Genomic DNA, 15735 nt, shown 5'->3' with positions numbered 1-15735 from the left:
CACGCCTGCTCATAGCCTTGCTACCCGAGGTCAGAACGGCCCTGTATGGTCGCCGGATGGTACAAAAATGGCGTACGTACTGGATGGTTTGCTTTGGCTGACCGATGTAACCCCCGACGGTACGATGGGCGGCACGCCCCGCCAGTTGACCACTGAGCAGTCGGACACGCCTACCTGGACAGCGGACTCTAAAAGCCTGCTTTATCTAGCGACCGACACCCTGAAACAGTTTTATCTGGCCGACGGACACACAGAAATCGTTCCGATGGACCTGACCTGGCAGATTAATCAGCCGACTGGGCAGCTGGTCATTCACGCCGGGCGGCTGTTTGACGGACGTTCCAGTACGTACCGCCAGAATGTTGACATTCTGATCGAAGGCCATCGGATCAAATCCATTGTACCGCATCAGGTTGGCAGGCTGGATAGTAAAATTATCGACGCATCGAACAAAACCATCATTCCTGGTTTGTTTGAAATGCACACGCACCAGCACGCTATGGTTGGCGAAAAAATTGGGCGGTTGTGGCTTTCATTCGGTATTACGTCCATACGCGAAACCGGCGCTGACCCCTATGATGCTCTTGAACGGAAAGAATCCTGGGCCAGTGGTACACGGCCAGGGCCACGTCAGTTTTTTACCGGCGGGCTGACGGATGGAACCCGAATCTATTACGGAGCTGCTACCAGCATCAACTCAGACGAGCAGCTCGACCGCGAACTCAACCGCTCGGTACGACTGGGCTACGATCTGATCAAGACATATGTTCGCATGCCTGATGCAATCCAGCAACGCATTACGGCTTTCGCTCATGCACACGGTATGCCCGTGTCGTCGCACGAAATTTTTCCGGCCATGCGCTACGATGTCGACGCCGTCGAACACATCGGCGGGACAAGTCGACGCGGTTACTCTCCCAAAATAACAGCCATGAATCGCAGTTATCAGGACGTAATTCAGCTGATAGCCAAGTCAGGCATGAACATTACTCCAACGGCTTCGCTGCAGGGCGGATTTTCGGTGATGGCCGCTAAACAACCAGGTTTGTACGAAAACCGCCAATACCGTACGTTTTATTCCGAAGAGTATAACAACGCTCTGCAGGTCAGTGCTGCTCAGTATGCAAAAATAAGTCCCGGTTACCTGACCAACTTCGGAAATCTTCAGAAGGGCATTAAAGCCCTAATGGATGCGGGTGCTCACGTAACGACCGGCACCGACAGCCCGTTTGTTCCGTATGGACTAAGCCTGCATACCGAGCTTCAGTCTTTTGTGGGGGCAGGACTAACACCCTACCAGGCGTTACGTTCAGCTACCCTTTGGGCCGCTGAAGCCGTCGGTGTCAGCAACGATTTAGGTTCTGTCGAGCCGGGTAAACTGGCCGATATGGTCATCATAAATGGTGACCCACTAACAAATATCAACGACGCGCTGAATGTGGAGCAGGTGATCCGTAATGGGGAAGTTTTCACGATAGACCAACTGCTCACACGGCCTTAATTACTGTTCTTTATGCTTTCGCTGATTATTATTTACCTGCAACATCCATTATCCGATGCAGTTGAGTGACGCCATAGCCCTTATTCAAACACCCAGGCTCATTTCGGCAAAACCCGTAAAGTGGGCCGATTTAGGCTGCGGTTCGGGTTTGTTTACGCGTGCCTTAGCCAGCTTTCTGCCCTCTGGCAGCACAGTGTATGCCGTCGATACGATTCAGCTTGCAATAGCCGATTTCAAAAACGACACAGGGGTTTCTGTCGAGATAGTACGTCAGGATTTTGTTCGGGATGACTGGTCTTTTGCTACGCTCGATGGTATACTGATGGCTAATTCTCTGCATTACGTCGAGGATAAACTGGCATTCTTCCAAAAAGCGAACCGTTACCTGAGTGAGACTGGCTGTTTCCTACTGGTTGAGTATGATACCGATGTTCCCAATCCCTGGGTGCCCTACCCGCTTAGCTATTCGGCGCTTCAGCAACTGGTAACGCAGGCTGGGTACGCATCCGTCGAAAAGCTTCACGAAAAGCCCTCTCTATACGGTCGGGCCAATTTATACGCTTCCTATATAAGCCGCTTATAACCAGACTTATTCTGAATTCAATTGATTCTAGAATCGTCACTTGCCTGTTTTCAATCGCCCTAACCTGGTTGGCAGATTAGGGCGATATTTTTTAGTTGATTCTGCTCATTTCTGCTATTGAGTAGTATTTCTCGCTAAGCCAGAATCAAAAAATACAATTTATTCTATTCATTTTTTAATTTAACATAAATAATTCTGACTTTTTAAAAATTCTTAAAATATTATTTTGATATATACTTCATGATGATAGTTTTGTAAAGAACTTGCATTTCTTAACCAAACTAAATTCTATGAAGCAATCATTACTGATGAGTCTGCTATTTGTGAGCTTCAGCTACTCAATCGTCTGGGGACAGGGGCGAAAAGTCAGCGGTACCGTATCGGCTGATGAAGGAGCAGGAGGATTTGCTGGCACAACCGTAGTTGTGAAAGGAACAACCATCGGTACCGTCACCGATTCGAAGGGTGAGTATAGCCTTAACGTACCCGCTTCGGGAACAACGCTGATTTTCTCTGCGGTTGGTATGCAAACAATTGAGGAAGTCATTGGCGGACGTAGCGTGATTGATGTTACGTTAAAGAGTGACACAAAGCAGTTGTCCGAAATTATTGTAACGGCCCTTGGCATTAAAGAAGAACGCGACAAATTCGCGTCGTCGGTTTCGACGGTTGAAGGAAAAAACATTGCTAAATCGGGCGAAACCAGCCTTCTGACGGGCCTAAGCGGCAAAGCGTCGGGAGTTGTCATCACCCGCAACGGGGGCGATCCGGGCGCAGGGGCGTATATCCAGATTCGGGGTCAGAACACCATCAACGGGAATGCCCAGCCGCTGTTTATCATCGACGGCATTCCGGTCAGCAACTCCAGCGATAATTACGGAACAGCAGCCGGTAATGGTATCGTACAGCAATCGCGTATCAACGACATTAACCCCGAAGACATTGAAAGCATGGAAGTGCTCAAAGGTGCGTCGGCAGCGGCTCTCTGGGGTACACGGGCGGCCAACGGGGTAATTGTTATCACCACGAAAAAAGGAAAGGATACGAAAGGCAAGGTGAATATCACCTTCAAATCGACGGTATCGTTCGATGAAGTCAATAAAAACCACAAACTGCAAACGACCTACGGACAAGGTTCCGGGGGGCTGTATCAGCAAGGCAGCCGGAACACATTCGGCGATCTGATTGCTGACCGAAAAGGCGGAGACGATACGTACATCACCGACCCAAGCGCTGCTGGTTATCAGGGCTTTGTTACGTTTCCGGATGGCACAAAACGGTACGCAATTGCAGCTGGTACGGCCACCAATCCGCACGGTGGCAAAAACTCCCGGCAAACCTACGACCATACCAAAGACGTGTTCCAGACAGGTCACTTCACTGACAACAACATCAGTTTCAGTGGTGGTAATGCCCGCTCTAATTTCCTGTTGAGTTATTCAAACCTGAATCAGGATGGGGTCGTGCAAAAATTCAGTACGTATCAGCGAAACACAGCACGTATTAATGCAACCAGCCAATTTACCGACTGGCTTCGGGCATCGGCCAATGTTGGCTATACCAAGAGCTATTCTACCCGGGTCCAGCAGGGCGACAACCTCGACGGTATTATTCTGGGTGGCTTCCGGACGCCCGGCGATTTCGACAACAGTTACTACACTGGCATTTATACCAACAAAGCCGGGCAGACGTTCAACAACGCGCACGTTTCTTACCGAAATCCGCTGGGTATCGACCAGAACACGATCTATGCGAACCCCATCTGGAACATCAATAACAACCGTAACACAACGGATGTGGACCGGATCACGGGCACCGCTGAGTTAGGGATTATACCAACTTCCTGGCTGAGCATTACCGGCCGGGCGGGTCTCGATAATTACATTGACAAACGGCTGGAGCGATTCGCCCGTAACTCAGGCTCGTTCGGTACAGGTTTGTTATCGAAAAACTGGATCACAGAGAAGCAGTTCAATACAGACTTTTTTGCGAATGCCAGCAAAACATTCAGCAACAAGTTTAGCGGGTCCTTCCTGCTAGGCGTCAACTACAACAGTCGCCGGAAAGAGTACGTAAGCGATCAGATCACCAACTTTATCGTACCGAACGCGCCGGATATTCTGACCAACGCCCTGAACTCGAACAGCGCCATCAGCAACTACACCTCCCTGATCCGGACGTATGCTTACTACGCTCAGGCCGAAGTACAGGCGTACGACATGCTGTTTCTGACCCTGACCGGACGGAACGAAAGTGCGTCAACGTTTGGCTCCAAAACCAATAGCAGCTTCTTCTTTCCTTCGGCAGCACTGGCCTGGCAGTTTACCAAGCTGAAAGGATTCGAGAACAGCCCTGTGCTTAGCTTCGGTAAACTGCGCATGACCTGGGGACAAGTGGGTATTCAGCCACAACCCTACCAGAATTTCACTACGTTCTCGCCAGCGGCTTACACCGATGCCTATGCCGGCGGCCTGAAGTCGGCGAGTGCTTTGTATGGGGGCGGCTATGTACGTAGCACAACCGCAGGAAATGACTTCCTGCGCCCGGAACGGAAAACCGAAACCGAGCTTGGGGTTGACCTTCGCTTCCTCAATAACCGGATTACGTTCTCAGCCACTGCCTATGACAACACAACGGAGGATGTTATTCTGTCGCTGAACGTACCCAACGAAACCGGCTATACAGTTCGGAACGTTAATGCGGCCAAACTATCGAACAAAGGGCTTGAGTTTGAGGGAGGAGCCGATATTATAACCTTCGGCGACTTTAAATGGAACCTGTCGGCCAACTTTTCCCTGAACCGAAACAAGGTAATCTCGCTGGCAGGCGCAGCGGCACAAACCTTGCCGGATAGTTATCAGCAGAATGCATCGCTGATTGAAGGCCAGCCTTTTGGCGTGTTCTACTCCACAGATTTCCGGAAAGATGAGTCCGGCAAATACATCCTGGACGCCAATGGATTTCCACAAGGAGGTACCGGCAATGAAATAATTGGCGATCCTAATCCAAAATGGCGAGGTGGTCTGGGCAGTACGTTCAGCTACAAAGGTCTTTCGCTCTCGGTACTCTTCGACCGGGTTGCAGGCAACGACTTCTACAATGGTACCCGGGGTGCGCTCTACAGCTTTGGCGTTCACGCCGATCAGGGCGGTACAGCCATCGCACCGGCTGGTGGCATCAAAGATGTTAACGGAAATCTGATTGCAGCAGGCACTGCCTTCCAAGGACAGATCAAAGATTTTGGGGCTGGACCGGTAGCCCTGAATCAGGCCTGGTATCAGGGTCGGGGTACGTCGTTCAATTCGGCTTCGTATAAGCAGTTTATTGAAGACGGGAGTTCAACCCGTTTGCGGGAAATTACGCTCAACTACAGTCTGCGAAGCGAAGGGTTCCGGCGGCTAACGCACTTATCGTCGGTCGATTTTAGCCTTACCGGCCGGAATCTGGTGCTCTGGACAAACTACACGGGCACCGATCCAGAGGTGAATATTACGGGGGCGGGGCTTTCGCGCGGTCAGGACTGGTTTACGAACCCCAACACGCGCTCGCTTCTTTTCTCGCTGAAAATCACGTACTAACCCGTCCACAGCTTTGGCTCAGGGAGTTACTCAGGCGCTATCCATTGCGCTGAAAGCCGTGAGCCGGAGCTGTCAACCGTAAACTTCTTTATATCATGAGAAAAACAGTCATCCATAAGCTTTTTGCCTCCTTACTGGCGGTGTCGCTGCTAAGCGGCTGCAATGATCTGTTCAACGATGCGAATATTCAGAGCAACCCCAATGCAGTCACGGATGTCGACATTGCTACGTTGTTGTCGGGTACCCTGGTCGGTGTTACGATGCTGCACGAGGACACGGATGTACGTATTGCCGCCATCTGGGCCGGTCAGCTCAACGGATTGAGCCGTCAGCATCAGGGGTATGCGGAATATATCGTATCGGCGCAGAATTTTTCCTGGAGTCCGCTTTACCCAGCTGCGAGCCAGGCCCGGCTCATCCAGACCAAAGCAGATGTGGTTGGCGACAAATGGACAAAGGGCGTTGGCCAGGTTCTGGAAGCTCTGCTGATTGCGAAAGCCACGTCGCTGTATGGCGATGTTCCCTATAGCCAGGCATTCGACGATGTCAAATACCCGACGCCGGTGTTTGATAAACAGGCTGATGTGTATGCAGCCCTGCAAACCACGCTGGACAATGCCATTCTGAACCTGTCGGCACCAAGCGGTCTGGCGTTTTCTGCGCAGGATTTTATTTACAAAGGGGACGTATCGAAGTGGAAAGCCGCAGCTTATACGCTCAAAGCCAGATTGTATTTACACCTGGGCAATTATGCCAAAGCGGCTGAAAGTGCTACGCTGGGCATCAGCAGTACGGCGGGCGACGCGCTGGCACCGCATGGTGCCAGCCAGGGTATCGACTACAATCAGAACTACGATTTCTTTCGGGTTAACCGCCCCGGCGATACGGGTTTCGATGGCGCTTACCTGCCTACTCTGATGCAGTCGCGAATTAAGTCGGCCAACACAAAAACGGACGAAACAGCGCTGTATAACCACTACTTTAAAATTGGCGTTATTGGCACAGGTACGCTCGACCCTAACGTAGTTGACGGTGCTTTCACGTCGAATGCGCCACACCCGATTCTTACGTACTACGAAAATCAGCTCATTCTGGCCGAAGCGCAGGCCCGGCTTGGCGATACGGCGAAAGCACTGGTAGCGCTGAATTCCGTTCGGGCAGGATTGGCAACGGGTACGATCAACGGCAAAACGATGTCGGCAACCGGCCGCAAGTACGATGCCTACGTACTGGATGATTTCGGCCCCAGCGGATTAGCAAACCCCAACAAGGCGGCTACCGTGCAGTTGGCTCTGCTCTACGAAATTATTGTTCAGCGGTACACCTTCCTGCTGATGCAATATGAGGCTTTCAATGATGTTCGACGCCTGGAAAAAGCAACGCCGGTTGTGCAGTTGACGATTCCGCTCTACTCGGGCAGCAAGAAACCAGAACGGTTCATTTATCCACAGGGCGAAGTCAATACCAATCCTAACGTACCCAAACCGCTGGCTGACCAGTTTCAAAAAATCCCGATTTACCAATAGTCCAATTTGTTGTTAGGTAACGTAGAGCAAAAGGCTGTCCCGCTGTCGGATAGCCTTTTCTTATTCTTTAAGTTGTAACTTTGTTCACTGACCTATAATCATACTTCGGCCTGTGTCTTTCCCAAAATTCCTGTCGGCTTTCGTAGTTGGATGCGTAGTTGCATCAACGATTTTCGCTCAAGTTCCCTATGGCCCCATCAAGCCTACGCCCGCTGGCGAAATCCTGTCAAATCTTAAAAAACTGAACGTACTCGGTACTGTGCTATACGTAGCGGCCCACCCCGACGACGAGAACACGCTCCTGCTGGCATATATGGCGAAGGAACGGCTGGTTCGAACGGGCTACCTGGCGCTGACGCGGGGCGATGGTGGACAGAACCTCATCGGCCCGGAGCAGGGCGAAAATATTGGGGTAATCCGAACGCAGGAACTTCTGGCCGCCCGACGTATCGATGGACCGGATCAGTTTTTCAGTCGGGCTTATGATTTTGGCTTCTCGAAATCGACGGATGAGGCCGTTCGTACGTGGGGGCAGGAGAAAGTCCTGGCCGACGTCGTCTGGATGATTCGTAACTATCAGCCCGATGTGATTATCACCCGCTTTCCGCCCGATGCCCGCGCCGGTCACGGACACCATAGCGCATCGGGATTTCTGGCCGAAGAAGCCTTCAAAATTTCAAATGACCCGACAAAATTCCCCGAGCAACTGACCTACGTAAAGCCCTGGCAGGCCAAACGTATTTTATGGAATGTGTTCATCCCCGGTGCGTTTTTGAGCAACAAACGACCCGAAGAAGCGGGCAATCTGATTGGTATCGAAACGGGCCTGTATAATCCATTGCTCGGTAAATCATATGGAGAAATAGCGTCGGAAAGTCGCAGCCAGCACAAAAGCCAGGGTTTTGGCGTATCGGCCAACCGGGGTGCCCGCGTCGATTATCTGCTATTGAAAGGCGGAGACCCAGTTCAGAAAGACCCGCTCGACGGCGTGGACATAAGCTGGAAGCGCGTAAAAGGAAGCGATGCGGTTCAGGCGCAGGTAACGCAGCTCATCAGTAATTTCCGGACCGACCAACCGGGAGCGTCTGTACAGGCGCTGGTTCAGTTGTACGGCGCAATCAGTCAGCTCGACACAACCAGTCTGTACGTTAAAGCCAAGCGGCAGGAAGTACAAACTTTGATTCAGCAGTGCCTGGGGTTATATTTTGAAACGAATCCCGCTACGTTCGCAGCCACACCCGGCGCAACGATTGCGTTATCGACAAACATCGTTAGTCGTGTCGATGCGCCCGTTACGCTGGAAAGCGTTCATTACTCGACCGGTAAGGATTCAACGCTTAATCTGTCGCTCAAACCCAATGACGTAGTGATTCTGCCAACAAGGGTGACCATTCCGGCTAATCAGAAAATCTCTCAACCGTACTGGCTTGAAAAGCCCATCATCAAAGGGATGTTTCAGATTGATAACCAGCAACTGATCGGGCTCCCCGAAAGTCCACCAGCCCTGACGGCCAGCTACACATTCCTGATCAACGGACAGCGGTTTACGTATACACGTCCGGTGGTGTATAAGTCGACCGACCCGGTGGATGGGGAAATCTATCGTCCGTTTATCATCCAGCCCGACGTTACGGCCAATCTGACGGAACGGGTCTACGTATTCGCTGACAACACGCCCAAAACAGCCGAAATTGTGGTGAAAGCGGGTCGGGCCAACGTAGCGGGAACCCTGAGCGTGGAAGTCCCGGCTGGCTGGATGATTGAACCGAAATCACGGCCATTTTCTTTAACGAATAAAGACGATGAGCAGCGGGCTACGTTTACGATTACGCCGACTGGACAGGCTAAAGATGGTAAGTTACAGGCTGTCATGACCACCCAAACGGGTACGTTTACGACTGCCCTACGGCAAATAGCTTATAAGCACATTCCAACCCAAACGCTGTTCCCTCCAGCCGAAGCCAAACTCGTGAAACTGGACGTAAAGGTGACCGCCAAAAATATCGGATACATTGTTGGCGCTGGCGACGAAGTTCCCGCTGCTTTGCAGCAAATGGGTTGCCACGTTACGTTGCTAGGGCCTGCTCAGTTGAACGGAAATCTGGGCGTATATGATGCCATTGTCGTAGGAGTACGGGCCTACAATACCAACGATTATATGGGGATCTACCAGCCTAAGCTGATGGACTATGTAAAAAACGGCGGTACCATGATTGTTCAGTACGTAACGCCGGGCGGATCGGGCTTTATTCAGAACGGATTGAAAGTGAGTCAGTTTGGCCCGTACCCATTTAAAGTCGTCAACGAGCGCGTAACGGAAGAAGACGCTCCCATGACGTTCATTAACCCGCAGCATCGACTACTCAACTACCCCAACAAAATCACGGAAGCTGATTTCAGCGGCTGGATTCAGGAGCGGGGCATCTACTTCGCTCAGGATTGGGATAAAGCGTACGAGCCTATTTTCTCGTCTCACGACCAGAACGAAGCGCCTAAACAGGGTAGTCTGATTTATGCCAAATACGGCAAAGGGCATTTTATGTATACCGGCCTGGTGTTCTTCCGTGAATTACCGGCTGGCGTACCGGGTGCCTATCGGTTATTCGCCAATCTGATTTCGGTGGGAAGCAACCCAGCAGCCTCAGTGTCAGGCTCGCAAACCCGGCATTAGGCAGCCTTGTCAAATGTTTATTGTGCTAACAGTTTCGTCGTGCTGTCGGGTTTAAGAACCCGACAGCGTAAGGTTTCTTAAAACCTATTACCATTGATATACGAGGTTTTGAGAAACCTCTTTCTGTCAGGTTCTCAAAACTGACAGCACAGCAAGAACCAGACAGCACAGCTACATCGGAAGCGGCATCCGCCAGTGGTGGTGTCGGGTTCTTAAACCCGACACAGCGAGGTTTCTTAAAACCTCCTGTAACATTACCTTTCCGTCAGCTCTTCCAACCTCCAGAACGTCTGTTTGCCTTTTTGTTTAGCCTGATTCATCATCTCATCGGCTCCAGCAGAGGGGCCGCCGATACGTAGCACCGCGTCGCAATGATCGATAAGTTGTACGGCTACAGGGTGGAAGATCTCGTTGAAAATAGTGTCGCCAAGTTGGGTTGATCCGGCTGTTTGGATAAGCGGCAGGGCGATCCACTCGCCACAAATGGGCGTGTGCCCTTTGCGGTAGACTGCCAAAGCCGCATCCTCCATATTGTGCATGTTTTGGGCAATCAGGCTGAGATCGTCGTTGGTGTTTGAGCGATATGGTCCGGCTATGAGAATCAGCATGTTAGTTCTGAGAGCAGGTTAGTTGTTTCAGCCGCAGATGCTGTAATAACATAATCGTTTTGCCATCCATAATTTCGCCCCGTTCCATCATCGCCAGTGCCTCACTAACAGGAAGCTCCAGAATATCTATTTCCTCTTCCTCGATCCCACCGCCCGCGTTACGTTCGGTATCAGCGGTATATTCAGCCAGGTAGAAAAACAACTTTTCGGTTACGGAACCGGGGCTCATATAGGCTTCCATCACCTTTTGCACAGACTGAATCCGATAGCCGGTTTCTTCCTCTGTTTCACGGATGATTGCCGTTTCCGGATCATCATTGTCGAGCAGACCCGCACAGGCTTCAATCAACATACCATTGAGGTTGCCATTCACAAAGGTTGGCAATCGAAACTGCCGGGTTAGAATGACGGTATCAGCTTGCGGATTATGAAGCAGAATCGTAGCGCCGTTACCCCGATCATAGGCTTCACGCTGCTGGGTAGCCCATTGGCCGTTCTTGCCGAGGTAATTGAACGTGAATCGTTTCAGTACGTACCAGTTGTCAGAAAGCAGTTTCTCCTCCGTTATTTGCACTCGTTCATTAATCATCTGTTCAAATTTGTTTATTTTTGTTTATTTTTGAACAAACTAACTGAATTCAGCATGAATTTCCAAAATCGGAAGCGGCTTATTGTGCAAACGGTCGAAGAACGTGGCTCGGTGGAGGTCAGTGACCTGGCTGATTTATTGCAAACGTCGGAGATGACCGTCCGGCGCGATCTGGTTCAGCTATCGGCAATGGGGCTTGTCTACCGAACGCGCGGGGGAGCCATGAAGGTGAGTTTAGCAACAGATACTCACCGGTTTGCGAATAAAACAGCCGTTAATGCTGAACGTAAAGATTACATCTGCCAACTAGCGGCCAACGAAATTCAGGAAGGAGACATCATCTTTATGGACTGCGGCAGCACCGTGTTTCGACTTTGTCAATTCATTCGCAACAAACGGATTACGGTTGTTACAAACTCACTGCCGGTGGTAGCAGAATTGCTGTCGTCGGATGTATCGATCAATTTAGTGGGGGGCGAGGTCGATAAAGAACGACAGGCGGTACACGGACTTATTGCCGAAGAACATCTGGCTCGGTATCGGGCAAACCGGGCGTTTATTGGCATCGATGGTATTTCGCTTCAAAACGGTTTAAGCGCCAACAGCGAGAAGGAAGCCAGCATTACACTGGCCATTTCCCGACAAAGCGAGAAAGTTTATCTGCTCTGCGATTCATCGAAATTAGAAACCGACAAATACCTCTATTTTGCGCCCCTAAGCCTGTTCGACGTATTGATTACAGACAAAGAAGCTAACCCCGAACTGGTTGACGCTTACCGACGGGCAGGCGTTACGTTGATGAATTAAACCCATGTGGCAAATCTGGATTGATACCGGCGGCACCTTCACCGATGGACTGGCGCTCGACCCGAATGATACGTTGCACCGAACCAAAGTTCTGAGCAGCAGTCGGCTTCGCGGTCAGTTGATTGATGAAAAACTGGTTGCGCCCTGGCTCACGGCCCCCATTTTTGACGGTTATCAGATACGTATCGTCGATACAGACGAGGTATTTACGATAGAATCGTTACACACAGACGGTACGCTGGTAGTCAATAACGTGCTTGCAAAAAGTCCGCTACGTACTGTCGAGCTTTTTACCGGCGAAGAAGCACCTGTTTTAGCGGCCCGGCTATTGACCCATACACCTTTAAATCAGCCGTTTCCACCGCTGGAAATGCGGTTGGGAACAACAAAAGGCACCAATGCTTTACTTGAGCGTAAAGGCGGACGTGTTACGTTACTCGTCACAAAAGGGTTTAAAGATTTGCTCAAAATCGGGACGCAGCAACGGCCAAACCTGTTTCAATTAGCCATTCCGCCCGCTGAGGTTCTGTACGACAATGTACTGGAAGTTGATGAACGCATTGCCGCCGACGGCCATTTGCTGACACCCTTATCCGACGATACGATGGCTACGTTGCTCGATTCGCTCCGGCTAATCAAGCCCGATGCAGTTGCCGTTTCCTTCCTGAATGCCTATAAAAATCCTGGTCACGAACAGCGAGTCCGTGATGCGCTGACCGAAGCCGGTTTTGCTTACGTAACGACTTCGTCGGACGTATCGACGGCCCCGCAGTACGTATCGCGCACGCAGACCGCCGTGGTCGACGCCTACCTCACCCCTGTTATGCGATCCTATCTGGATAACGTGCAGCAGCAGTTGGGCGACCGTTCGCTACGTATCATGACCAGCTCCGGTGGACTGGTTCGTGCCGACCTGTTTCAGCCGAAAGATAGCTTGCTGAGTGGTCCGGCGGGGGGCGTTATTGGTGCCGCTGCCGTTAGTAACGACCAACCCGTTTTGACGCTCGATATGGGCGGTACCAGCACGGACGTCGCCCGGATTCACGGCCGCCGTAAATTCGGCGGCCAACTACAGCAATCACTGGATTATCGGTTTTCTACCAAAATTGGGCCGTTCGATCTTCAGCTTCCTTCTCTGGCAATCGAGACGGTAGCAGCCGGTGGTGGTTCCGTATGCTGGTTCGAGCGGCACGGCGCGACACTCGAAGGAGCTTCGCAGGCGGGTAGTGCATCGGGGCAGTTACGTGTGGGACCACAAAGCGCGGGTGCGAATCCCGGCCCGGCCTGCTATGGGGCGGGTGGCCCACTGACCATTACCGACGTGAATTTGCTGCTGGGTAAGCTTCATCCAAAACAGTTTGGCATTCCGGTTTTTCTGGAAAAAGCCCAGGCCGCTTTGGATGCCGTTGTTCAACAGATTGAAGCTCAAACGGGGAATAAACCTAACCCGGTGGAGTTGTTACGTGGTTTTGAGCGTATTGCCAATGAAACAATGGCCGGCGCGATTCGGAAGATTTCAGTATCCCGTGGGTTCGACCCAAAGGATTACAGCCTGCTGGTTTTTGGCGGTGCGGGCGGACTACACGGCTGCGCCATTGCCCGTTTGCTGGGTATGGAGCAACTGATTCTCCCTTTCGACGGTGGACTGCTGAGCGCATACGGTATTGGACAGGCGCAGATTGAGCGGATGGCTTCACGGTCGGTGTTACGTCCTTTATCAGACGTTAGCGATGAGCTTACACCAATGTCTGACGAATTAATCCATAAAGCAACGCAAATACTCCGGCAGGATGTGGGAGATGGTTCACCCGTTGTGACGAAATCAGCCTCTGTATTCCTGCGTCTGTCGGGCCAGGAAGCAGCAGTAGAGATACCTTTTACCAACCAACTGGAAGGCACTTTTCGAGAGAAATACCAACATCTTTATGGTCACTTTCCGGAAAACCGTCCCATTGAAGTCGAAAGTATCCGCGTCATTGTCAGCACGGTACGTAGCGAAATCACCTTTAGCGATTCACCCGTTACGCATCGTCACGCCGTTCCAGACTTCGAGACTGATCGTTACCCGGCTTACGACTGGACGCAGATGCAGGAAGGCGATACGTTCCGGGGTCCGGCACTACTGCTGAACACGACCTCCTCTGCGTTTATCGAACCCGGCTGGCGACTCGTTATTCAGGCGAACAGAAATGCGCTGGTCGATTACGTTGCCGATGTTGAGGACGATCTCCACAGTTCTGAAACAACGGATCAGCAAACAAGTGATGTCATTCAACTCGAACTGTTCACCCAACGGTTTCGGGCTATTGCCGAAGAAATGGGCGCGCAATTGCAGCGAACGGCCTTTTCCGTCAACGTAAAAGAACGGCTCGATTTCTCCTGTGCGCTGCTCGACACCCATGCGGAATTGGTTGCCAATGCGCCCCATATTCCGGTGCATCTGGGCAGTCTGGGCATTTGTGCGCGTCTGGTGCTGGAAAAACTATCTCTAAAACCGGGCGACGTAATCATTACCAATCACCCTAACTACGGCGGCTCGCACCTGCCTGACGTTACGTTGCTCAGTGGTGTGTTTACGGACGACGAACGTAACGGCGCTTCCCAACTGATTGGTTACGTGATCAACCGGGCGCACCATGCGGAAATTGGTGGTAAGGTACCTGGTTCGATGCCACCGGATGCGATAAATCTGACGGAAGAAGGTGTTGTTCTGGAGCCTCAATACGTAGTGAAAGAAGGCGTTTTCCAATGGGATGCAGGTTTGGAAGATCGTTTTATCAACGCCCCCTACCCTACCCGCGCCCTGGCCGAAAACCGGGCCGATATCGAAGCTGCTCTGGCTTCGTTACGGGCGGGCGAAACAGCCTTGCAGCATCTCGTCCGACAGTATGGGCTGACAACCACGCATCAATACATGTCACGCCTGCAACAGTCAGCAACCGCTGCGATTGGTGCAATTCTGCAACCGCTAAACGGTCAGACATTTCAGGCGGAGGAATCGCTCGACGACGGGCACACGATCCGGGTAAAAATGGCCGTAAACGATGGCCGCATTACGTTTGATTTTACGGGTACGTCGGGTGTTCACCCCAATAATCTCAACGCCAATATTTCGATTTTGTATAGCGCCGTTCTATACGTACTGCGCCTGTGGTGCGCAAAGGATATTCCGCTCAACGAGGGCCTGATGGCACCCGTTACGTTTATTCTGCCCGAATCATCCTTTCTGAACCCAGTTTTCCCAGAAAATCCGGCCGAATGCCCAGCGGTGGTTGGGGGCAATACTGAAGTTAGTCAGCGGCTAGTCGATACGTTACTGAAAGCCCTCGGACTGGCCGCCTGTAGTCAGGGAACGATGAATAATTTTCTGTTTGGCAAGTCGGCTCGGACCGGCGTACCGGCGACACCGGGGGCATTCGGTTACTACGAAACCATTGGCGGGGGTGCTGGAGCAACGGACGGCGCGGCTGGCCGGTCGGCAGTGCACCAGCACATGACCAACACTAAACTCACCGATCCCGAAGAACTGGAACGGCGCTACCCGGTACGTCTGCATGAGTTTGGCATCCGTTCCGAATCGGGAGGCTCAGGAAAGTGGCCTGGGGGCGACGGCATCGTCCGTGAAGTAGAATTTCTGGAACCGGTTCAGACGACCCTGCTAAGTCAGCATCGTGTGGTGGCTCCTTATGGCCTAAACGGAGGGAATTCCGGCGCAACGGGCCGCCAAACGCTGATTTTTCCAGACGGACGGACCGAAGACTTACCCGGCATTTTCACCCGCGCTATGCGGGCGGGTGAGCGAATACGAATTGAAACACCGGGTGGCGGTGGGGTAGGCGAAAACAGAGAATAACTTTATGAAATGAAGGACC

At 51.7% G+C, this 15735-nt stretch carries 9 protein-coding genes; 7 read left to right on the top strand and 2 right to left on the bottom strand.

The genetic code is table 11. The features are described 5' to 3' along the window. Positions 1-67 precede the first annotated feature (67 nt). The 5 genes from LN737_RS10585 to LN737_RS10565 all read left to right on the top strand — a co-directional run bounded on the left by LN737_RS10585 (position 68) and on the right by LN737_RS10565 (position 9859). On the top strand, positions 68-1501 hold the full coding sequence (locus LN737_RS10585) for an amidohydrolase family protein (RefSeq protein ID WP_405518642.1): 1434 nt from the start codon (positions 68-70) through the stop codon (positions 1499-1501). Positions 1502-1556: 55 nt separating this feature from the next. Next, complete coding sequence (locus LN737_RS10580) at positions 1557-2084, top strand: class I SAM-dependent methyltransferase (RefSeq protein WP_405518640.1); 528 nt, start codon at positions 1557-1559, stop codon at positions 2082-2084. A gap of 290 nt (positions 2085-2374) precedes the next feature. Continuing rightward, positions 2375-5662 (top strand): SusC/RagA family TonB-linked outer membrane protein, encoded by a 3288-nt coding sequence (locus tag LN737_RS10575; RefSeq protein WP_405518638.1) that lies wholly within the window; start codon positions 2375-2377, stop codon positions 5660-5662. Positions 5663-5757: 95 nt separating this feature from the next. Then, positions 5758-7188, top strand: a complete 1431-nt coding sequence (locus LN737_RS10570) for a SusD/RagB family nutrient-binding outer membrane lipoprotein (RefSeq protein WP_405518636.1) — start codon at positions 5758-5760, stop codon at positions 7186-7188. Positions 7189-7300: 112 nt separating this feature from the next. Continuing rightward, positions 7301-9859, top strand: a complete 2559-nt coding sequence (locus tag LN737_RS10565; protein ID WP_405518634.1) for a PIG-L family deacetylase — start codon at positions 7301-7303, stop codon at positions 9857-9859. 254 nt (positions 9860-10113) lie between these two features. On the opposite strand, the gene LN737_RS10560 is transcribed toward LN737_RS10565, so the two are convergent. Both LN737_RS10560 and nudK read right to left on the bottom strand, forming a co-directional pair. Then, complete coding sequence (locus tag LN737_RS10560) at positions 10114-10467, bottom strand: DUF4406 domain-containing protein (RefSeq protein ID WP_405518632.1); 354 nt, start codon at positions 10465-10467, stop codon at positions 10114-10116. A gap of 1 nt (position 10468) precedes the next feature. Further along, on the bottom strand, positions 10469-11056 hold the full coding sequence (gene nudK / locus LN737_RS10555; protein ID WP_405518630.1) for a GDP-mannose pyrophosphatase NudK: 588 nt from the start codon (positions 11054-11056) through the stop codon (positions 10469-10471). Between the two features lie 54 nt (positions 11057-11110). On the opposite strand from nudK, the gene LN737_RS10550 reads away from it, so the two are divergent. Then, positions 11111-11863, top strand: a complete 753-nt coding sequence (locus tag LN737_RS10550) for a DeoR/GlpR family DNA-binding transcription regulator (protein WP_405518628.1) — start codon at positions 11111-11113, stop codon at positions 11861-11863. A gap of 4 nt (positions 11864-11867) precedes the next feature. Then, complete coding sequence (locus LN737_RS10545; RefSeq protein ID WP_405518626.1) at positions 11868-15716, top strand: hydantoinase B/oxoprolinase family protein; 3849 nt, start codon at positions 11868-11870, stop codon at positions 15714-15716. The last annotated feature ends 19 nt before the right edge of the window (positions 15717-15735 follow it).

The sequence above is a fragment of the Spirosoma sp. KNUC1025 genome, assembly GCF_045160025.1.
Lineage (GTDB): Bacteria > Bacteroidota > Bacteroidia > Cytophagales > Spirosomataceae > Spirosoma.
This window is presented reverse-complemented; position numbering and strand designations above follow the sequence as displayed.